The organism is Terribacillus saccharophilus (assembly GCF_002272745.1).
Lineage (GTDB): Bacteria > Bacillota > Bacilli > Bacillales > Amphibacillaceae > Terribacillus > Terribacillus saccharophilus_B.
In genome coordinates this window covers 700,504-719,948 of the sequence record NZ_NPBD01000002.1, presented here as the reverse complement: position 1 = coordinate 719,948, position 19,445 = coordinate 700,504, and the positions used below count along the sequence as shown (strand labels likewise).

The 19,445-nt window shown below is 43.3% G+C and carries 18 protein-coding genes and 6 tRNA genes; 20 read left to right on the top strand and 4 right to left on the bottom strand.

Annotation, left to right across the window (positions count from 1 at the left end):
- The first annotated feature begins 15 nt into the window (after positions 1-15).
- The 3 genes from rpoD (at position 16) to CHH58_RS05450 (ending at position 3,125) form a co-directional block, all read left to right on the top strand.
- Positions 16-1,137 carry an RNA polymerase sigma factor RpoD gene (rpoD, locus tag CHH58_RS05460; protein WP_038561388.1) on the top strand — a complete coding sequence of 374 codons (1,122 nt, stop codon included), beginning with the start codon at positions 16-18 and terminating at the stop codon, positions 1,135-1,137.
- A 175-nt stretch (positions 1,138-1,312) separates the two neighbouring features.
- Positions 1,313-2,023: a tRNA (adenine(22)-N(1))-methyltransferase gene (locus CHH58_RS05455; RefSeq protein WP_095262146.1), complete on the top strand. Its 711-nt coding sequence runs from the start codon at positions 1,313-1,315 to the stop codon at positions 2,021-2,023.
- Positions 2,016-3,125: a Nif3-like dinuclear metal center hexameric protein gene (locus tag CHH58_RS05450; RefSeq protein ID WP_249275036.1), complete on the top strand. Its 1,110-nt coding sequence runs from the start codon at positions 2,016-2,018 to the stop codon at positions 3,123-3,125. Before CHH58_RS05455 ends, CHH58_RS05450 begins: the two co-directional genes overlap by 8 nt.
- Positions 3,126-3,155: 30 nt before the next feature.
- On the opposite strand, the gene CHH58_RS05445 is transcribed toward CHH58_RS05450, so the two are convergent.
- On the bottom strand, positions 3,156-4,103 hold the full coding sequence (locus tag CHH58_RS05445) for a 4-hydroxy-3-methylbut-2-enyl diphosphate reductase (protein WP_038561383.1): 948 nt from the start codon (positions 4,101-4,103) through the stop codon (positions 3,156-3,158).
- A 174-nt stretch (positions 4,104-4,277) separates the two neighbouring features.
- Here CHH58_RS05445 and CHH58_RS05440 point away from each other — a divergent pair, with 174 nt between their 5' ends.
- On the top strand, positions 4,278-5,594 hold the full coding sequence (locus CHH58_RS05440; protein WP_095226902.1) for a DEAD/DEAH box helicase: 1,317 nt from the start codon (positions 4,278-4,280) through the stop codon (positions 5,592-5,594).
- Positions 5,595-5,609: 15 nt separating this feature from the next.
- Positions 5,610-6,497, top strand: a complete 888-nt coding sequence (locus CHH58_RS05435; RefSeq protein WP_095232854.1) for a deoxyribonuclease IV — start codon at positions 5,610-5,612, stop codon at positions 6,495-6,497.
- A gap of 41 nt (positions 6,498-6,538) precedes the next feature.
- On the opposite strand, the gene CHH58_RS05430 is transcribed toward CHH58_RS05435, so the two are convergent.
- Positions 6,539-6,814: a DUF2624 domain-containing protein gene (locus tag CHH58_RS05430; RefSeq protein ID WP_038561376.1), complete on the bottom strand. Its 276-nt coding sequence runs from the start codon at positions 6,812-6,814 to the stop codon at positions 6,539-6,541.
- Between the two features lie 118 nt (positions 6,815-6,932).
- Here CHH58_RS05430 and CHH58_RS05425 point away from each other — a divergent pair, with 118 nt between their 5' ends.
- Positions 6,933-7,256, top strand: a complete 324-nt coding sequence (locus CHH58_RS05425; protein WP_095226904.1) for a hypothetical protein — start codon at positions 6,933-6,935, stop codon at positions 7,254-7,256.
- A 33-nt stretch (positions 7,257-7,289) separates the two neighbouring features.
- Here the strand turns inward: CHH58_RS05425 and ispG are convergent, their stop codons facing one another.
- Positions 7,290-8,402 carry a flavodoxin-dependent (E)-4-hydroxy-3-methylbut-2-enyl-diphosphate synthase gene (ispG, locus tag CHH58_RS05420; RefSeq protein WP_095226905.1) on the bottom strand — a complete coding sequence of 371 codons (1,113 nt, stop codon included), beginning with the start codon at positions 8,400-8,402 and terminating at the stop codon, positions 7,290-7,292.
- A gap of 116 nt (positions 8,403-8,518) precedes the next feature.
- Positions 8,519-8,863, bottom strand: coding sequence for a type IV pilus assembly protein FimV (locus CHH58_RS05415; RefSeq protein WP_095260700.1), 345 nt, complete (start codon positions 8,861-8,863; stop codon positions 8,519-8,521).
- Between the two features lie 122 nt (positions 8,864-8,985).
- Here CHH58_RS05415 and CHH58_RS05410 point away from each other — a divergent pair, with 122 nt between their 5' ends.
- The 14 genes from CHH58_RS05410 to pstA all read left to right on the top strand — a co-directional run bounded on the left by CHH58_RS05410 (position 8,986) and on the right by pstA (position 19,434).
- On the top strand, positions 8,986-9,621 hold the full coding sequence (locus CHH58_RS05410) for an NfeD family protein (protein ID WP_306452886.1): 636 nt from the start codon (positions 8,986-8,988) through the stop codon (positions 9,619-9,621).
- A 110-nt stretch (positions 9,622-9,731) separates the two neighbouring features.
- Positions 9,732-11,354 (top strand): Na/Pi cotransporter family protein, encoded by a 1,623-nt coding sequence (locus CHH58_RS05405; RefSeq protein ID WP_095226908.1) that lies wholly within the window; start codon positions 9,732-9,734, stop codon positions 11,352-11,354.
- A 201-nt stretch (positions 11,355-11,555) separates the two neighbouring features.
- A tRNA-Asn gene (locus tag CHH58_RS05400) sits at positions 11,556-11,630 on the top strand.
- Between the two features lie 3 nt (positions 11,631-11,633).
- Positions 11,634-11,710, top strand: a tRNA-Met gene (locus CHH58_RS05395).
- Between the two features lie 18 nt (positions 11,711-11,728).
- Positions 11,729-11,801: transfer RNA gene (locus tag CHH58_RS05390), tRNA-His, on the top strand.
- Positions 11,802-11,815: 14 nt separating this feature from the next.
- Positions 11,816-11,892, top strand: a tRNA-Ile gene (locus CHH58_RS05385).
- 25 nt (positions 11,893-11,917) lie between these two features.
- A tRNA-Ser gene (locus tag CHH58_RS05380) sits at positions 11,918-12,010 on the top strand.
- 6 nt (positions 12,011-12,016) lie between these two features.
- Positions 12,017-12,089 (top strand) — tRNA-Phe (locus CHH58_RS05375).
- Positions 12,090-12,265: 176 nt separating this feature from the next.
- Complete coding sequence (locus CHH58_RS05370) at positions 12,266-12,877, top strand: superoxide dismutase (protein ID WP_095218106.1); 612 nt, start codon at positions 12,266-12,268, stop codon at positions 12,875-12,877.
- 102 nt (positions 12,878-12,979) lie between these two features.
- Positions 12,980-14,242 (top strand): MFS transporter, encoded by a 1,263-nt coding sequence (locus CHH58_RS05365; protein WP_095226915.1) that lies wholly within the window; start codon positions 12,980-12,982, stop codon positions 14,240-14,242.
- Positions 14,243-14,311: 69 nt separating this feature from the next.
- Positions 14,312-16,378, top strand: coding sequence for a peptidoglycan D,D-transpeptidase FtsI family protein (locus tag CHH58_RS05360; protein ID WP_095262145.1), 2,067 nt, complete (start codon positions 14,312-14,314; stop codon positions 16,376-16,378).
- Positions 16,379-16,553: 175 nt separating this feature from the next.
- Positions 16,554-17,480, top strand: coding sequence for a phosphate ABC transporter substrate-binding protein (locus tag CHH58_RS05355; protein ID WP_095226917.1), 927 nt, complete (start codon positions 16,554-16,556; stop codon positions 17,478-17,480).
- Between the two features lie 137 nt (positions 17,481-17,617).
- Positions 17,618-18,547, top strand: coding sequence for a phosphate ABC transporter permease subunit PstC (pstC, locus tag CHH58_RS05350; protein ID WP_095226918.1), 930 nt, complete (start codon positions 17,618-17,620; stop codon positions 18,545-18,547).
- Positions 18,547-19,434: a phosphate ABC transporter permease PstA gene (pstA, locus tag CHH58_RS05345; RefSeq protein WP_038561341.1), complete on the top strand. Its 888-nt coding sequence runs from the start codon at positions 18,547-18,549 to the stop codon at positions 19,432-19,434. The genes pstC and pstA overlap by 1 nt, the downstream gene beginning before the upstream one ends.
- Positions 19,435-19,445 lie beyond the last annotated feature (11 nt).

Here is a 19,445-nt window from a genome sequence, read left to right as displayed (position 1 = left end):
GAAGGAGGAGGACTTATGGCAGAGAATAAGCCAGCAGGTTCTAAAGTGAACGAGACTGAAATGACATTGGAGCAAGCAAAAGAACTCCTTGTTGAAATGGGTAAAAAGCGTGGAGTCCTCGCTTATGAAGAGGTAAGTGAGCGTCTTGCTAGCTTTGAATTGGATTCCGATCAGATGGATGAAATCTACGAGCACTTGAACGAACAAAATGTGGAAGTGATTGGTGAATCCGACCAGGACCCGAATATGAAACAAATTGCGAAAGAGGAAGAATTTGACTTGAATGACCTTAGTGTACCACTAGGCATCAAGATTAATGACCCTGTGCGCATGTACTTGAAAGAAATCGGCCGCGTCGATTTATTGTCAGCAAAAGAGGAAATTGCGCTGGCTGAACGTATCGAAGCTGGAGATGAAGTAGCAAAACGCCGATTGGCGGAAGCGAACTTGCGACTTGTAGTTAGTATTGCAAAGCGTTATGTAGGTCGCGGCATGCTGTTCTTGGATTTAATCCAGGAAGGTAACATGGGACTTATTAAAGCAGTTGAAAAATTTGACTACCGTAAAGGCTTCAAATTCAGTACGTATGCTACTTGGTGGATCCGTCAGGCAATCACTCGTGCAATTGCTGACCAAGCGCGTACAATTCGTATCCCTGTGCATATGGTGGAAACAATCAATAAACTGATCCGTGTACAGCGTCAGCTCCTACAGGATCTAGGGCGTGAGCCATCTCCTGAAGAAATTGGAGAAGAGATGGAACTTACACCAGAAAAAGTACGTGAAATCTTGAAGATTGCTCAAGAACCTGTATCTCTAGAAACACCAATTGGTGAAGAAGATGATTCTCATCTTGGAGACTTTATCGAGGATCAGGAAGCAACTTCTCCTTCTGATCATGCAGCGTATGAACTGCTGAAAGAACAGTTGGAAGATGTACTGGATACATTGACTGATCGAGAAGAGAATGTGCTTCGTTTGCGTTTCGGACTTGATGACGGAAGAACAAGAACACTGGAAGAAGTTGGCCGGGTATTCGGCGTAACCAGAGAGCGTATCCGTCAAATCGAAGCTAAAGCATTGCGTAAGCTTCGTCATCCAAGTCGTAGCAAACGCTTGAAAGATTTCCTAGAATAAGAAGGCTTCGCTCAGCTATCATGTGTGTATAATCGCATGTGGCTGGGCTTTCTTATTGCCCTTGGGAATACATACATTTTACAAAAATTGAAAGCCGAATGCAAATTCTCTCAGCAAAAAGTGTGGGAGGATATTTTACAAAAAACACGTATATTTGACAAAGGAGTTGGATATAATGAACGTTTTATCATTGTCAGAGCGGCTTTCAGCAGTAGCCGCCCATTTGCCGAAATCTGCGCATTTTGTCGATGTTGGATCTGATCATGCTTATCTTCCTTGCTATGTATGTTTGCAGGATCCTTCCAGCAAGGCTGTAGCGGGAGAAATTAATGAGGGGCCATTTCGCAGTGCTCAGAAACAGGTGAAGCTTCAAGGTTTAATTGATCGAATAGATGTACGAAAGGGAGATGGACTTGCAGTCGTTGAACCAGACGAGGTGAAACAAGTCGTCATTGCAGGTATGGGAGGCCCTTTAATTGCTTCAATCTTAGAACAAGGTAAAGATAAGCTTGGTCATGTAGAACAGCTTATTGTCCAACCTAATATAGAAGCCAGAGCTCTGCGTAAGTGGTTCCAGAATAATGGATTCATTCTGCAAAAGGAACAGATCTTAGAAGAAGCCGGACACATTTATGAGGTGTTAGTAGCTGTACGTGAGGGTAAGAGTATTTATCATGAGGATGCAGCTGTACGTGAGAAAGAGCTTTTGTTCGGACCTATCTTATTGAAGGAAAAAAATGAAGCTTTCCGAGCGAAATGGCTGGACTACAAGCAGAAACTGGAGCGCAATGTAGCGAACATGCAACAGGCGCAGCATGTTGATGAAGAGAAGATGGCTTCCTTTAAACAAGAGCTTACATGGCTAGAGGAGGAATTGAATGACTGAAAAGCAGATGCTTATAGCGGATGTGATTACGTATTTTGAATCATGGTGCCCGCCTTTGCTGGCAGAAAAGTGGGATAATGTCGGCCTGCAGGTTGGGACGCTTGATCAAATAGTCTCAGGTGTACTAACTACATTGGATGTAACTGAAGCTGTCGTGGACGAAGCTATTTCGCAAAATGCCAATCTGATCATTGCTCATCATCCATTATTATTTTCGCCGCCAAAAAAATTAGATACTACTACGCCCAAGGGGCGAGTCGTCCAGAAGCTTATGAAGCATGATATAACTGTGTATGCAGCGCACACGAATCTCGACATAGTCGAAGATGGCGTCAATGATTTGATGGCAGATGCATTGGGTCTCGAACAGAAGCGAGTATTCCTTCCTGCGGGGCACCAAACTTTCAAAAAGTTGATCGTCTTTGTTCCTAAAACACATGAACAAAATGTGAAGGATGCATTGCATACCAATGGAGCCGGAAATGTGGGCGACTATGAGAAAGTGAGTTTCGTTTCGGAAGGAAACGGTTATTTTCAACCGAATGCCGAGGCGCAGCCGTTCATCGGTCATGCTGGCGAAATGGAACGTGTAGAAGAGGTTCGTATCGAAGTACTGGTGCCGGAAGAGAATGTAAGCCGTGCAGTAGCTGCAATGATAGAAGCACATCCATATGAGGAAGTGGCTTACGATATTTACCCTATTGAAATGAAAGGGAAAGCCTATGGGTTAGGCCGTACCGGAAAATTGCCTGCACCGATGACCTTGAAGGAATTGGCTCTACTGGTGAAACAGCGGTATGATGTCCAGCATGTACGATTTACTGGTCATGCATCTGCTTCAGTAGAAACAGTTGCTGTACTTGGAGGAAGCGGAAGGGATTATATTGACCAGGCATTGCAGCAGGCAGATGTGTATATTACAGGTGATTTAACATTTCATGAGACACAAGATGCAATGCTAGCGGGTCTTTGTCTGATTGACCCCGGTCATTATGCAGAGCAGATCATGAAGCAAAAAGTAGCAGATTATCTACAATCTGCATTTACGAATGTGCCAATATGTGTATCACAAGTAAACACGGATCCATTTCAAGTTATATAAAAAACCGAGTCCAGAAAGGACTCGGTTTTCTTACGCTTTTTTAACTTTGACTTTCGGAAGTATCTTTTTCGGATCAACATTGAATTCCAGCTTCACATCTTCCAGATTCGCTGGATCAAATTTCTCAATAAAGTTGATAACTTCCTTCGTCACAGGAGTAGGAGTGGAGGCACCGGCAGTAATAGCAACTGTTTCGACGCCTTCCAGCCATTCAAGCTTCAACTGGGAAAGATCTTCGATACGGTATGCTGTCGTACCGGCAATCTCTTGAGATACCTGTGCGAGGCGATTAGAGTTGTTGCTTCGCGGATCACCGACAACTAATGTCAGATCAGCATCTTTGGCCTGTTCGGCGACTGCTTCTTGACGAACTTGAGTTGCCATGCAGATTTCCTGAATCATTTCAGTTTGCGGGAATTTTTCTTTTACGAGCTGCATTACATCGTAAACGTCCCATTGACTCATTGTTGTCTGGTTAGTTACGATCAGCTTTTGAGCGTCTAATTCAAGTTCTTGTACATCTTCTTCTGTTTGGACGAGATGTACCTTTCCGGGAGCAACGCCTATTGCGCCTTCTGGCTCCGGATGCCCTTTTTTACCGATATAAACTACTTCATAGCCTTCAGCAACCTTTTCACGGATTAGATCGTGTGTACGAGTTACATCTGGGCAAGTAGCATCCAGGACAGTCAGCCCTTTATCATGTGCACGCTGTTTCACTTCAGGAGATACACCATGAGCAGTGAATACAACCGTACCGCTGTCTATTTGTTCCAAAAGCTCCATTCGGTCTGAACCATCGAGTGTGATGACACCTTCTGTTTCAAATGCATTGGTTACATGGGCGTTATGCACGATCATACCAAGAATATAAATTGGCCGGGGAAGATTCTCATCCCGCACGGCATTCTGCGCAATCACCATGGCATCTACCACACCGTAGCAATAACCTCGCGGCGCTATTTTAATTACGTTCATTCGCTGTGTTTCCCCCTTCTCCGTTTACACGGGACATCTATTTCTGGGTCTCCTCCATTATAAAGGCTAATAAGGAATATGACAAAGATTGTTTATTATCCTCGTGTAATCGTGCAAAATAAGACAAAGTCCTCTATAATATAAAAGAAAGAGAATGACCTAAAGGAGTTACACATGAAAAATCATCAATTTAAACAATACGCGCTTCAGCCAACTGTCAACGAAGCGATTGATAAACTAGGCTTTGCAAACCCAACACCAATCCAGGAAAAAGTCATCCCGGCAGTTCTGCGGGGTGAAAGTGTAATCGGCCAATCCCACACCGGATCTGGTAAGACACATTCTTATTTGATTCCATTGTTCAGTAAATTGAAGGAAGGCGAGCGAAATGCACAATTCGTTGTCACAGCACCGACACGCGAGCTTGCTATCCAGATTTACGACGAAGCTCGTAATTTTATCAAGCTTGCCGGTAAAGAGCACGATTGGCATGCGAAGCTATTCATTGGCGGAACAGACAAGAAAAGATCAATTGAGAAATTAAAGACACAGCCGCAGATCATCATTGGTACACCAGGAAGAATTTTGGATCTGATGGAGGAGCAGGCGCTAGATCTATATCCAGCTACCAGCTTCGTCCTAGATGAAGCAGATTTGATGCTGGACCTAGGCTTTATCAAAGAAGTAGACCAGATTTTGACGCGCATGCGTCAGGATGTACAGCTGCTTGTTTTCTCTGCGACAATACCTGAGCGTTTGCAGCCGTTCTTGAAAAAGTATTTGAACAATCCGAAGCACTTTGAAATCGGAGGTCATTTATCTCCGGAAACGATGGAGCATCGTTTAGTTCCGATGCGGCACCGTGATGAAGCAGAGACAATCATGAAAATAGCAAGTGTTATCCAGCCATATATGGCCATCATTTTCGTGAATGGAAAGGAAGCAGCCAATGTCCTTGCAGCAGAACTGACGGATAAAGGGCTGCAGGTAGGTCTTTTGCACGGCGGACTTACACCAAGGGAGAGAAAACGCGTACTTCGCGATATTCAGGAACTGCGTTTCCAGTATCTTGTTGCGACAGATTTGGCAGCGCGCGGTATCGACATCAAAGGTGTCAGCCACGTTATTAACGCTCAGCTTCCGAAAGAAGAACCATTCTATGTACACCGTGTTGGAAGAACTGCACGTGCTGGTATGGAAGGGACTGCAATCAGTCTTTACAACGATCATGACTTAGAGCTGATTCAAAAACTGGATAAGAAAGGTCTTGAATTTACGACCTATGACATTGCCAATGGAGAATGGAAAGAGCTGAAAGCGTGGAACGAACGGGTTATACGGAAGAAAACCGAATCTGATAATGAATCTCAAGCTTGGAAGCAAGTACGTAAACCGAAGAAAGTAAAACCGGGCTACAAGCGGAAAATGCAGTATGAGAAAAATAAAATCAAGAAGAAGCTGGACCGACAAGATCGTTTTAAGCGAAAGTAAGGAGAAAGTGGATTTATGATAATCGGATCACATGTTAGTATGAGCGGTAAGAAAATGCTCTTGGGGTCAAGTGAAGAAGCATATTCCTATGGAGCCAACGCTATGATGATTTACACAGGAGCACCGCAGAACACAAGAAGAAAGGCAATTGAGGAGCTGAACATTGAAGCTGGCCGAGCGCATATGAAAGAGCATGGCATCACAGATATTGTTGTACATGCTCCTTATATCATTAATGTCGGCAACTCAATCAAGCCGGAAACCTTCGAATTGGGTGTGAACTTCCTTCGCAGTGAAATCGAGCGAACAGAAGCTATTGGAGCGAAGCAAATAGTGCTGCATCCAGGTGCGCATGTAGGCGAAGGGGTCGCTGCGGGTATCCAAAAGATTATTGAGGGTCTGAATGAAGTGCTGGTGAAGGACCAGAAAGTTCAGATTGCCTTGGAAACAATGGCTGGAAAAGGATCTGAGGTAGGATCCAACTTCGAGGAATTGGCGCGTATAATAGATGGTGTCACATATAATGACAAACTTTCCATCTGCTTCGATACTTGCCATACGCATGATGCAGGTTATGATATCGTGAACGACTTTGATGGTGTACTGGATCAATTCGACAGAGTGATCGGTCTGGATAGACTGAAGGTACTCCATGTGAACGACAGTAAAAATGAACGTGGAGCAAGAAAAGACCGTCATGAGAATATTGGATTCGGTCATATAGGCTACGATGCTCTGCGGTATATCGTTCATCACGACCAGCTGCAGCAGCTGCCAAAAATACTGGAGACTCCATTCGTTGGAGAAGATAAAAAGAACAAAAAAGCACCATATGCGCATGAAATTGATATGCTCATGAACAACAGTTTCAACCCGAATTTAAAAGAAAATATCCTGGCTTAATGAAATACCCCGAAGCAGCACACCTGCCTCGGGGTATTTTTCTACAATTTGATGCCATGTTCTTTTGCCAGTTGCAGAAAAATCTGATGGGTTTTTTGGGCGGTTTGTGTGTCGGTGATCTGTGCGAGTGCTTTCAGCATCTGAAGCCGATCATCTTCTTTAAACGGATCTAGCCTGTTCTGACGCAGAAATTGAACAATTTGGGATGCCTGCACGGGTGAAAGAGGAACTTGGTACTCTTGGCTATGCTCCAGGATCTCATCAACGGTTAGATTACGCAGCTTATTTAGCACAAGTTTATGAACGATGAAATTCATTTGAAACCTCCAGCTCTAAGATGTGGATGTAGCATGCTAATTCCTTTATCTACCTGGTAAGTTTATGCTCGATCCACACAAACTAGAACCATACCTTACCCAGATAAGGAGGTATCATATGGATAAGGAACAATTTGATCAAGATGTAAAATCAAAACGTGATGTAGAGACGGCAGCGGAGATTTCTCCTGCTGAAGACCGTTATCGACGTTCTGAAAAAGAAGGCGGACAGCAAACGACTGATTCTGGAAAAATGTTTGGCTATATTGCCTTGATCTTATCTGTTGCATCTTTCTTTTTTGCACCGATCCTTGTCGGAGCGGCTGGTATCGTCTTCGGCGTACTGGCGAAGAGAAGAGGCGCAGATGTATTAGGGAATATCGCCTTAGTTATAAGTATTTTAGCAATTGTCATTTCTCTATTCACTGCACCATATGTATAAAAAAAGCTGACTCCATTCGGAGTCAGCTTTTTCTTATGCTTTAGCTGCTTCTTTTTCTTTAGCTGCTTGTTCAGCGAAATATTCTTCTGCAATCTTATCGATTTCGATTTTTAATTCGTCTACCATCGTTTCCTCAGGTACTTTACGAATGATTTCACCGTGGCGGAACAGAAGACCCTCTCCACGAGCACCAGCGATACCGATATCCGCTTCACGAGCCTCACCAGGGCCGTTTACCGCACATCCGAGTACAGCTACTTTAATAGGTGCTTTAATTGTGCTGATGTATTCTTCAACTTCATTTGCAATACTAATCAAGTCGATTTCAATACGTCCACATGTAGGGCAGGAAATCAGTGTCGCCGCGTTGGAAGATAAATTGAATATTTTGAGTAGCTCGCGAGCTACTTTAACTTCCTCAACTGGATCTGCACTTAAGGAAATACGCATCGTACTTCCGATACCTTTACTCAAGATAGCTCCCAAACCGGCAGCACTTTTCACCGTACCGGCAAAAAGTGTTCCGGATTCTGTAATACCAAGGTGCAACGGATAAGGAATTACCTCTGCTGCTTTTTCATATGCCTCAATAGCCAATGACACATCGGATGCCTTAAGGGAAACGATGATATCGTGGAAATCAAGCTCCTCGAGTATTTTGATGTGATGCAATGCACTTTCTACCATACCGTCTGCAGTAGGGTAGCCATATTTCTCTAGAATATGACGCTCCAGTGAACCGGCGTTAACACCAATTCGAATCGGGATACCTTTTGCTTTAGCTGCGTTTACGACAGCTTCGACTTTCTCCCGCTTCCCGATGTTACCGGGGTTAATCCGGATTTTGTCCGCTCCGCCCTCGATTGCTTTGAGAGCCAATTTATAGTTGAAATGAATATCTACAACTAGTGGGATATTTATGCGTTTCTTGATTTCAGGAATCGCTTCAGCTGCACGCTGATCAGGACATGCTACCCTTACTACTTGGCAGCCTGCTTCCTCAAGACGCAGTATTTCCGCTACAGTAGCTTCCACATCATGCGTTTTTGTTGTTGTCATAGACTGGATGACAACCTCGTTTTTACCGCCGATCGTAATATTACCAACATTGACCTGACGGGTATCTTGTCTGTGTATTAATGCCATTTATATATCGCTCCTTTGATTATCGCGAGGAAAACAGGGATATATCCTTATATTTTCCCATTATAATGCTAATACTGCTAAATTAGAAGTAACTAGGCTCAACTTTAATAAAATCTTCATCTAGGATAATGGGGGAAATAATAGGCGGATCCTGCATCCAGTGCATAGGGATCCTTCCCGGGATTCAATTCCTCGAAATCCACGATCACCTGTTCCATCGTAACGCGCAAGTCATGATTGTTCAACTCATTTGCTATAGAAAGTAGTGTGTCTCCTTGCTTTACCTGCAGAAGCACAGGCTGAAACGTCTCTTGGGGCATTTCTTGCTTTTCATCGGTTCCTGGTTCTTCCGTTGTCGTTTCTGCCGGTGTGGCAGGTACCGGACTGCCTATCGTAAGATCCTTCCATATGCTCATAAATAACGCGCAGCAAAACAGAAAAACACCGATCCGTTTCCACATAGATTCTCCTCCGCTCTTCGTACGTGTATGTTAAGTATTAGGCATAGGAAGGAAAATACCTTTATGATGAAACAAAAAGTATCTTAACTCGTATATAGATAGTAGGAGAAAGGAGTATGTGCATGCTGGATTATAATTGGCTTCCGGTCTTTATGACCGGTCTCGGGACGATGTTTCTTATAGGTGAAATTTTAGTTAAAACAAAAGGTATCCTCTTTTTATTAGGAGCAGGCTTTATCAGTACTTTCTTTATCAGTTACTTGGATCCTTCTGCAATATGGTACATGCTTCCGTTGTATTTCTTAGGGATGCTATTAATCGTCATCGACGGAAAGCTTTTGAATGACGGTACGCTCAGTGTTATCGGTTTGTTGACGATGCTGCTTACAGTCGGATTCACAGCACCGAATTGGACAGCAGGTATCTATGCAATTATTGGAGTCATCATTGGAGCGGTTGGTTCCTTCGTTTTCCTCAAGGCATTCCCAAAAAGAGATATGTGGGGGAAAATAGCTCTGCTCGATACACTTAGTTCAGAAAAGGGATATAACTCAATGAATGAGACGTACGCTGCCCTTGTAGGACAAGAGGGAGAAGCGGTAACGTCGATGCGTCCGTCAGGTACAGTACGGGTGGACGGCCGTGAGTTGAGTGCTATCACAGATGGAAAGTGGCTGGATAGAGGCAGTAAAATTAAAGTGACGAATGTAAGCGGAGCGAGAATTATGGTAGAAAAAGTCGAAGAGAATAAAAATTAATTTACAAAAACAGCTAAATAAATTGTAAATTTCCATACAAGACCTTTACAAGCCTTCTAACAAATTCAATAATTGAATAGGAAACACTGAGAAGGGAAGGAAGGCTTGCTTTGTCTAATTGGGAATTTATCATCTTTGAATTTATCGGCGGATTGGGCTTGTTTCTCTTTTCAATCCGTTATCTTGGGGATGGGCTGCAGCGAGCATACGGCAAACAACTGCAGCTTGCGATGCACAGATTCACCATCCATCCGCTTGTCGGAGTGCTATCAGGCCTTATCGTAACTGTTCTTATCCAAAGCAGCACTGCAACAAGCATCCTTATTGTCGGGCTGGTCAATGCTGGCTATCTGACTTTAAGACAGGCTGTTTCTGTGATTATGGGAGCGAATATCGGAACGACTTTGACGGCGTTCTTTATCGGAATTGATTTAATTAAATTCGGTCTGCCGATCATGGCTGTAGGAGCATTTCTAATCTATTTCTTCGTAAATCAGCGTACACAGCAGGTCGGGAAAGTGTTATTCGGAGCCGGGGGTATTTTCTATGGACTGACTCTGATAGGGGAAGGGCTGCACCCTGTCCTTGGCATGGATGCATTCCAGTCCTTGGCGACAAGTATGCACTCGAATCCGATAACAGGAGTTGCGATTGGGACATTCACAACAATTGTCGTGCAGAGCAGTGGCGCAACAATTGCTATCCTGCAGGAGCTTTATGCGCAGAATGGAATCGATCTGAAGGCGGCTATGCCGGTTTTGCTCGGGGATAACTTAGGGACGACACTGACGGCAATGCTTGCAGCAATTGGAGCCACTGTACAGGCTAAGCGGGCAGCGCTCAGTCATGTTATGTTCAATGCAATCGGTATGGTAGTTTTTCTATTGATTCTGCCTTTATTCGTCGATATCGTAGCTTGGATGCAGCATGTATTCGAATTGAATGATAAGCTGACGATTGCGAGCGCGCACGGTTTCTACAATCTTGTAAATACGTTAATGTTGCTGCCGTTTCTCGGTTTATTTGTCTGGCTTATTACTAAAATAATACCTGGTGAGGAAGAGAAGCCAATGGCATTGACCAACCATCTTGATCCATTATTCATTCAGCAATCTCCGGTTCTTGCATTGGAGCAAGCGAAGCTGGAGGTATTACATATGGGCAGGCTTGCTGTAGATGGATTGGAACAGGCAAGTACATATGCGAATAATCATGAAAGACAATTCGCTGATTTGGCTATGCAGCTGGAAAAGGAAGTGAATCGGAAGGATAGGGAGATTACTGATTATCTTTCTAAAATTTCAACTAACACACTTTCTGAAGAAGAGAGCATCATGCACGCAGCTCTCCTGGATGCAATCCGGGATATCGAGCGTATCGGAGACCATTTCGAGAATGTCGTCGAGTTCGTCGATTTCCAAATTTCGAGTAACATCAAGCTGACCAGAGACGCGCAGCAGGAACTCAACAGCATGTTCGATTTGACGATAATGACAGTAAAACAGGCCCTCCAGGCATTGGACAAGCAGGATCGGGAAACAGCGCTTGCAGTCCTTCAGAAGGAAGATAAAATTGATAAGATGGAACGTGCTTACCGAAAGTCGCATCTTATTCGTTTGAATGAAGGGAGATGCGCCGGATCCGCAGGAATTGTGTTCGTAGATATTATCAGTAATTTAGAGCGTATCGGCGATCACGCGGTCAATATTGCGCAGTTGATTTTGGGTGAGTAGACAGGAGAAATATCTCCTGTCTTTATTTTTTGCTTGCACAAATATGAACAGACATGCTATAGTATTCCTGTCAGTTAACAAGAACAAAAAAACATAATAAAAACTTATGTAAAAACGATTGACAAGTTATTGAATGCATGATAAATTATATAACGTCGCTAGTACATAACTTAGTTGCGAATACATAACTTATCAAATTATTCCACAGTAGCTCAGTGGTAGAGCTATCGGCTGTTAACCGATCGGTCGCAGGTTCGAATCCTGCCTGTGGAGCCATATGGCGGTGTAGCTCAGCTGGCTAGAGCGTACGGTTCATACCCGTGAGGTCGGGGGTTCGATCCCCTCCGCCGCTACCATATAATTTAAAAGTCATGGCGGTTGTGGCGAAGTGGTTAACGCACCGGATTGTGGCTCCGGCATTCGTGGGTTCGATTCCCATCAATCGCCCTTTAAACATAACCGGACCCTTAGCTCAGTTGGTTAGAGCTATCGGCTCATAACCGATCGGTCGCAGGTTCGAGTCCTGCAGGGTCCACCATTTGAATAATTTCACATGAAAACGCGGAGGAATACCCAAGTTTGGCTGAAGGGATCGGTCTTGAAAACCGACAGGGGCTTAACGGCTCGCGGGGGTTCGAATCCCTCTTCCTCCTCCATATCATGGCTCGGTAGCTCAGTCGGTAGAGCAACGGACTGAAAATCCGTGTGTCGGCGGTTCGATTCCGTCCCGAGCCACTTTTAAAAAAGCAGCTGTTCAAATGAATGGCTGTTTTTTTGTGTGTTAAAAACAAAAGGCTGGGAAGAATATACAATGCTCTTGAAGCAAAATACTTGCCGTTTCAGATAAGCTTTGGTACGCTTTACGAAAAGGTAACCACCTTTGAATTACATATATTTAAGGAGGAATAATCATGGCTAAATTTGAACTACCAGAATTGCCTTACGCATACGACGCACTTGAGCCTCATATCGATAAGGAAACAATGAACATTCACCACACAAAACATCACAACACATATGTGACTAAGCTAAACGACGCAATCGCAGGGAAAGCTGACTTAGAAAGCAAATCCTTGGAAGAGCTTGTTGCAGGTGTTAACGAACTTCCTTCTGACGTACAGACAGCTGTACGCAACAATGGCGGCGGTCATTACAACCACAGCCTATTCTGGAAGCTTCTTTCTCCTAATGGCGGCGGAGAGCCGACTGGCGAAGTAGCTAGTGCCATTGCAAACAAATTCGGTACACTAGATAAATTCAAAGAAGAATTCGCAGCTGCAGCAGCTGGCCGCTTCGGTTCTGGCTGGGCTTGGCTTATCGTAGAAAACGGTGAAGTTGAAATCGTATCTACTCCAAACCAAGACAACCCTGTTATGGAGGGCAAGACACCAATTCTTGGCCTTGATGTATGGGAGCACGCTTACTACTTGAAATACCAAAACAAACGTCCTGATTACATCAGTGCTTTCTGGAACGTTGTAAACTGGGATGAAGTAGAGCGTCTTTACAGAGAAGCAAAATAAGACGGTAATTCAAAAAGACATCAGCTTTTAGCTGGTGTCTTTTTATGTGCATATCTCTTTTCTGTTGACAGATACTAAGTAGCAGTAAAAGGAGATGGCATTATGAAGCCGAACTTATTTACCGCGGATTCTACCAGAAAAGAGCTGCATGTGTTGCTTATTATCGGGGCCCTTTACTCTCTCGGTATCTTTCTGTCGAATACGTTTGTTAATATTTACTTATGGAAACAGACCAATGATTTGATCAATATTGCGATGTACAACTTAGCGATTTATGTTGCTCAAACAATTCTCTTTACATTGTCCGGGAGTTGGGCGAAACGAATCGATCGAGTTATCATACTCCGCATAGGCGTTTTCTTTCTGAGTGTATTTTTTCTTCTTGTTTTATTTACAGGGGAAAAAGCAGCTTCTTATAATCTGCTTCTAGGCGCGGTGCTTGGAATAGGCTATGGGATGTACTGGCTGGCTTATTCTGTACTTACTTTCGAGGTAACAGAACCAGAAACAAGAGACTTTTTCAATGGCGTATCCGGTCTTTTGCAATCTTTAACAGGTATGATCGGTCCATTTGTCGCCGGATACATTATTACCAGAATGAACAATTCTCATGGCTATACACTGATTTTCGCTGTATCTTTCTTTTTGTTCCTTTTGGCTGTTATATGTACAGCGGGTATAAAAAGAAGAGGGGCAGAAGGTAAATTCGGTCTGAGGCAGGTATGGAAGGAAGTTAAACACGATTCGGCTTGGCGCAATACAGTGTTGGCACATGTGTTCCAAGGTGTGAGAGAAGGTATCTATACATTCATCATATCTGTATGGGTTTTTATCGTTACGAATAGTGAGCTTTCGCTTGGTACATTTAATCTCGTCTATTCCGCTTTTTCGTTTATCTTCTATTATATAGCGACCCGTTACATTAAAAGCCGGCAGAGAAAGACGGCTATCTTCCTTAGTGGTGTTGCACTTTCCCTTAGTGTCGTGCTTCTGTTGGTTGAGCTAAATTTTACTACTTTGCTAATTTATGCTGCTATCATCGGTGTTTTCTATCCGATTCTATACGTGCCTTATTTATCTCTTACCTATGATGTAATCGGTAAGGCGAGAGATGCTGCAAAACTGCGGGTGGAATATATTGTCCTTAGTGATGTGGCTACAAACATAGGCAGGATTTTTTCTGTCGTACTATTGCTTATCGGGGTGGGAATCTGGGCGGATGCTTCCATTCCTTATCTAATGTTTATTCTTGGAACAGGACCATTTTTCATCTACTTTTTTACGAGACATATCAAGAGCTTCGCGCCAGCTGCTTCAGTTAAGAAGCTTCCGAAAAATGAAATCGCAGGAGACGACAATCGCTGACAGTCTATAGTAGAAGCGGACCGTGGATGATGATATAATGGGACCAGTATGTAAGAATGGGGGAACATTATGTCTAAAAAAAGGAAGAAGAAGCGTGCACTGCTTCCTTTCCGTCTCAATGTTTTGTTTGCGATTGTTTTCCTGCTGTTCTCTGCCTTGGTTCTGCAGCTTGGAGTTGTGCAGATTATCAATGGGGAGGAGCACCAGGCAGTACTGGAAGAGACGACAAATGATATCGCTGAAATTTCTGTTCCACGCGGAATGATTTATGATAGCGAAGGAAATGTGATTGTCGGGAATGAGCCAGTCTATTCCATCACATATACTCCGCCAAAAAACGGAGATTCTTCTGAAAAACGTTTAGAGATTGCTACAAAGCTTGCTGATATCATCAAGATGGAAGATAAGGCAATCGACAAGATAACCGAGCGTGAGTACAAAGAGTATTGGTACGTATTGAATTCAGACGAAGCGAACGGCAGGATCACTGCTTCAGAAAAAGAGACCCTAGATGACTCAGAAGTATACGATCTTACCTTAGAGCGGATTACAGAAGATGATTATAAGGAACTTGAAAGTGATGATCATGCTAAACAAATTATCGCTATCAAACGTGAAATCGATAGCGCCACTGAGCTTGTGCCGCATGTAATCAAGAATAAAAATGTCTCCGAAAAGGAATATGCGACGATTGCTGAAAATATGGGCGAATTGTCCGGCATCAACGTTGCAACCGACTGGGAACGTTATTATCCATTTGATGGTTCTCTCAGCGGCATCCTTGGGGGAATTAAGACAGGTATCCCAGAAGGGGAAGAGGATTATTATAAGTCCCGTAACTACCAGCTGAATGACCGGATTGGTACGAGTGGACTTGAAAAGGAATATGAAAGTCTCCTGAAAGGTGACAAAAAACGTGTTCGCTACGTAACGGATAACAGCAACAGCATCGTGTCGCAGGATGTCATCTCTGAAGGACAGCGAGGCCAGGATCTTCAATTGTCCATTAATATGGACTTCCAGAAAGAACTGGATAAAATCGTGCGCGATGAACTGAAAAGTGCTATCAACAAGCATCCTGGTTCAAACCGTTATCTAGAAGATGCAATGGCGGTAATGCTTAACCCGAATACTGGTGAAATCTACGCAGCCAGCGGACAGCATTATGACCGGGAAGATAATAAGTATGAATCTGCTGATATGAATACTGTCTTCAGCGCAAATGCGGTCGGTTCCACCGTTAAGGGAGCGACATTGCTTGCTGGGTATCAGGAAGGCGTTGTGAAAATGGGGCAGACGTTTTATGATACGCCAATGAAGATTAAAGGTACTCCACAGAAATCTTCTTACAAGAATATGGGAACAATTACAGATTTGCAGGCATTGCAAATGTCTTCCAACGTATATATGTTCAATGTCGCTTTACGATTAGGCGGAGAATATAATTACAAATATGGTGATAGTGTATCCTTTGATCACGATGCATTCCGGAAATTGCGGAACTATTATAACCAAGTTGGTTTAGGTGTTGAAACAGGAATTGATTTGCCATCTGAATCAACTGGCTATGTTGGGACTACAGGACAGGCAGGTAACCTACTTGACTTCTCAATCGGACAGTTCGACACTTATACTACGATGCAGTTGGCTCAATATGTATCTACCATTGCAAATGGAGGATATCGAATTAAACCGCATTTTGTAAGTGAGATTCATGAACCGTCAAATGAGAAGGATAAACTAGGTCCGCTCGCGGAAACAAAGTCTCCGGAAGTATTGAATAAGATCACTGCTACGGACGATCAGATAAATCGTGTAAAACAAGGTTTCGAGATGGTGTTCCAAACACAAAAAGGTACTGCTTACAGTCATTTAAGCGCAAAAGCAAAAACATATAATATTGCCGGTAAAACTGGGACTGCTCAGACTAGTATAAATGGTACTGACCTGGAGAACTGGACTTTGATTGGATACGCTGATGACGAAAATCCAGATATCGCCTTCGCTGTTATGGTACCAAACTTAGGTATCATCAGCGGCGGAACGCAGTATCCTATCACGTATAACATCATGAACCGAGCACTTGAATACTACTACGAACATACAGCTCCTGACGACGAAGACAAAAACGAATAATAGTTATACCCAAAGAATCACTCCAATAAACGGGGTGGTTCTTTTTTTTTCAACAAATTAATACTTAAATTTACACAACCTTTACATTCCGTTTATTTTTCCTTAATAGAGACAAGTTAATATTGTACTTGTAAGGCAAATGAACTAATCGAATCACGTAGGGGGAAAATTAAACATGAAGAAGATGAAACTATCTGTATTGCTTGCAATGTTCGCTCTAGTTATCGGTGTACTTGCAGCATGTGGCGGAAACGCTGGCGGCAATGAATCTGAAGGAGACACAAGCGGCAACAGCAACAGCGGCGGCGGAGAAGCTTCTGAAACTTCCATCGTTGTAGCAGGTTCTAGTGCAATGCAGCCTTTAGTAGCAGCAGCAGCTGAACAGTACAAAGGTGAAAACGCTGATGCAGACATTCAGGTTCAAGCAGGTGGTTCAGGAGCTGGACTTAGCCAAGTTCAGGAAGGTAGTATCCAAATCGGTAACTCTGATGTATTTGCAGAAGAGAAAGAAGGCATCGATGCTGGAACTCTTGTTGATCATCAAGTAGCGGTTGTTGGTATGACTGCAGCTATCAACCCTAACGCGGGTGTAGACGATCTTACAAAACAGCAGCTAATCGACATCTTCACTGGTAAAGTGACAAACTGGTCTGAAGTAGGTGGAGAAGACCAAGAAATCACACTTGTTAACCGTCCTGATTCTTCAGGTACACGTGATACTTTCGTAAAATACGCACTTGATGGCGAAACACCAGCAGAAGGTGTTACAGAGGATTCCTCCAACACTGTTAAGCAAATCGTTGCTGATACAGACGGAGCGATCGGTTACTTGGCACTATCTTACTTCGATGACGATACTATCGTAAAATCTAAAATCGATGGTGTTGAAGCTACAAACGAAACAATCGGATCTGGCGACTTCCCAATCTGGGCATATCAGCACTCTTATACAAATGGAGAGCCTGAAGGCCTAGCGAAAGAATTCCTAGATTATATGCTAAGCGACGAAGTTCAAACTACAATCGTACCTGACCAAGGTTACGTTCCAATGACTGAGATGAAGGTTGAACGCGACGCAGAAGGCAATATTACTGAAAAATAATATTAAAAACATAAGGTAGATGCAGTGTAATACTGCATTTACCTTACTGTGGTTATATAAATTAGCTATATCACAGACAGCGGGAGACCATTTTTTATGGTGTTCCTTTCCGCTGTTTTCATGAGGAGTTGTACAAGTTGGCAAAAGCATCAGTATCTCCATCAGCTGAAGAACGGCTGATTCTGACTAAGAAAAACAGACGGTGGGACGAAGTACGCGGACGTTCCCTCGTTACTATATGTGCAGTTATTATGATTGCTGCGACAATTGCTGTTACTGTATTCCTTGCCCAAAAAGGTTTGCAGTCCTTCACAGTCAATAACATTAATCCAATTGCATATCTAACTAGCGCGAACTGGAATCCAACAGGCGGTGAGAATGCATCATTTGGTATATTTCCATTTATTTTCGGCTCATTAGCCGTGACTTTCCTATCTGCATTAATTGCAGCACCACTTGGTATTGGTGCAGCGATATTCATGTCTGAAATTGCACCGAAATTCGGTAAAAAAGTACTGCAGCCGGTTATCGAACTATTGGTAGGTATACCTTCTGTTGTTTATGGTTTTATTGGACTCGTGGTCCTTGTGCCATTATTACGAGATAATTTCCCTGGTATAGGTTTTAGTTTGTTTGCAGGTGTTATCGTCCTGACTGTTATGATTCTCCCTACGGTTACTACTATAGCAACAGATGCTATGCGGTCACTGCCTAACAGCTTGCGACAAGGTTCACTTGCACTAGGTGCGACACGCTGGCAGACAATTCGTAAAGTATTAATTCCGGCTGCATTGCCTTCCTTACTTACAGCTATTGTATTAGGAATGGCACGTGCGTTCGGAGAAGCACTAGCTGTACAAATGGTTATCGGTAACACACGAGATATCCCTGGCAGCATTTTTGACACAGCTGGAACTTTGACAACAATTGTTACACTGAACATCGGACATACGACATATGGCAGTATTGAGAACAACACACTTTGGTCGATGGGTCTCATCTTGCTCATCATTTCGTTCCTATTTATCTTTGTTGTCCGTTACTTGTCCGGTAGGAGGAAAATCTAATGAACAGCAGAATCACAGATCGAATCGCAACAGGTGTATTCTACACAATCGCAGCAATCATGGTTGCATTGCTGCTTTATCTATTCTATTTCATCTTATCTAATGGGCTGCCGCAGGTAACGTGGGATTTCCTAACGTCTCCTTCCAGCTCTTATCAAGCTGGCGGCGGTATTCGTGACCAGCTATTCAACTCCTTGTATATCCTGTTTATCACGATGATTATTACAGTGCCACTAGGAGTATGTGGCGGGATCTACATGGCTGAATATGCAAAACCGGGCAAAATAACAAACTTTATTCGTACGTGTATCGAGATGCTGGCTTCATTGCCTTCTATCGTTGTAGGTTTGTTTGGTCTATTGATCTTTGTTAACATCACTGGCTGGGGTTATACAATTATTGGTGGTGCTTTGGCACTTACTATCTTTAATATTCCTGTAATGGTGCGAGTAACAGAGGATGCAATTCGAAGCGTACCAAAAGAACAAAAAGAAGCGAGCTTGGCTTTAGGTATTACAAGATGGCATACAATTAAGACAGTCATACTTCCATATGCCTTTCCTGGAATTCTTACAGGTGCAATTCTAGCTTCCGGCCGTGTTTTTGGAGAAGCAGCAGCACTGCTTTATACAGCAGGTCTTTCGACACCGACACTTGATTATGGAAACTGGAATCCATTCGCAGAGAATTCTCCGCTGAACATTTTCCGACCAGCTGAAACACTTGCTGTTCACATCTGGTCTGTTAATACACAAGGTCTTATTCCAGATGTACGTGAAGTAGCCAATGGTGCATCAGCGGTTCTAGTCATTGCTGTACTTGTGTTCAATCTCCTCGCTAGATGGTTGGGCAGTGTCATTCATAAGAAGCTAACAGCAGGTAAATGATGAAGAGAGGA

Coding starts and splice junctions, on each gene's coding strand:
- rpoD (WP_038561388.1), top strand. CDS start 16: ATGGCAGAGAATAAGCCAGCAGGTTCTAAAGTGAACGAGACTGAAATG.
- CHH58_RS05455 (WP_095262146.1), top strand. CDS start 1,313: ATGAACGTTTTATCATTGTCAGAGCGGCTTTCAGCAGTAGCCGCCCAT.
- CHH58_RS05450 (WP_249275036.1), top strand. CDS start 2,016: ATGACTGAAAAGCAGATGCTTATAGCGGATGTGATTACGTATTTTGAA.
- CHH58_RS05445 (WP_038561383.1), bottom strand. CDS start 4,103: ATGAACGTAATTAAAATAGCGCCGCGAGGTTATTGCTACGGTGTGGTA.
- CHH58_RS05440 (WP_095226902.1), top strand. CDS start 4,278: ATGAAAAATCATCAATTTAAACAATACGCGCTTCAGCCAACTGTCAAC.
- CHH58_RS05435 (WP_095232854.1), top strand. CDS start 5,610: ATGATAATCGGATCACATGTTAGTATGAGCGGTAAGAAAATGCTCTTG.
- CHH58_RS05430 (WP_038561376.1), bottom strand. CDS start 6,814: ATGAATTTCATCGTTCATAAACTTGTGCTAAATAAGCTGCGTAATCTA.
- CHH58_RS05425 (WP_095226904.1), top strand. CDS start 6,933: ATGGATAAGGAACAATTTGATCAAGATGTAAAATCAAAACGTGATGTA.
- ispG (WP_095226905.1), bottom strand. CDS start 8,402: ATGGCATTAATACACAGACAAGATACCCGTCAGGTCAATGTTGGTAAT.
- CHH58_RS05415 (WP_095260700.1), bottom strand. CDS start 8,863: ATGTGGAAACGGATCGGTGTTTTTCTGTTTTGCTGCGCGTTATTTATG.
- CHH58_RS05410 (WP_306452886.1), top strand. CDS start 8,986: ATGCTGGATTATAATTGGCTTCCGGTCTTTATGACCGGTCTCGGGACG.
- CHH58_RS05370 (WP_095218106.1), top strand. CDS start 12,266: ATGGCTAAATTTGAACTACCAGAATTGCCTTACGCATACGACGCACTT.
- CHH58_RS05365 (WP_095226915.1), top strand. CDS start 12,980: ATGAAGCCGAACTTATTTACCGCGGATTCTACCAGAAAAGAGCTGCAT.
- CHH58_RS05360 (WP_095262145.1), top strand. CDS start 14,312: ATGTCTAAAAAAAGGAAGAAGAAGCGTGCACTGCTTCCTTTCCGTCTC.
- CHH58_RS05355 (WP_095226917.1), top strand. CDS start 16,554: ATGAAGAAGATGAAACTATCTGTATTGCTTGCAATGTTCGCTCTAGTT.
- pstA (WP_038561341.1), top strand. CDS start 18,547: ATGAACAGCAGAATCACAGATCGAATCGCAACAGGTGTATTCTACACA.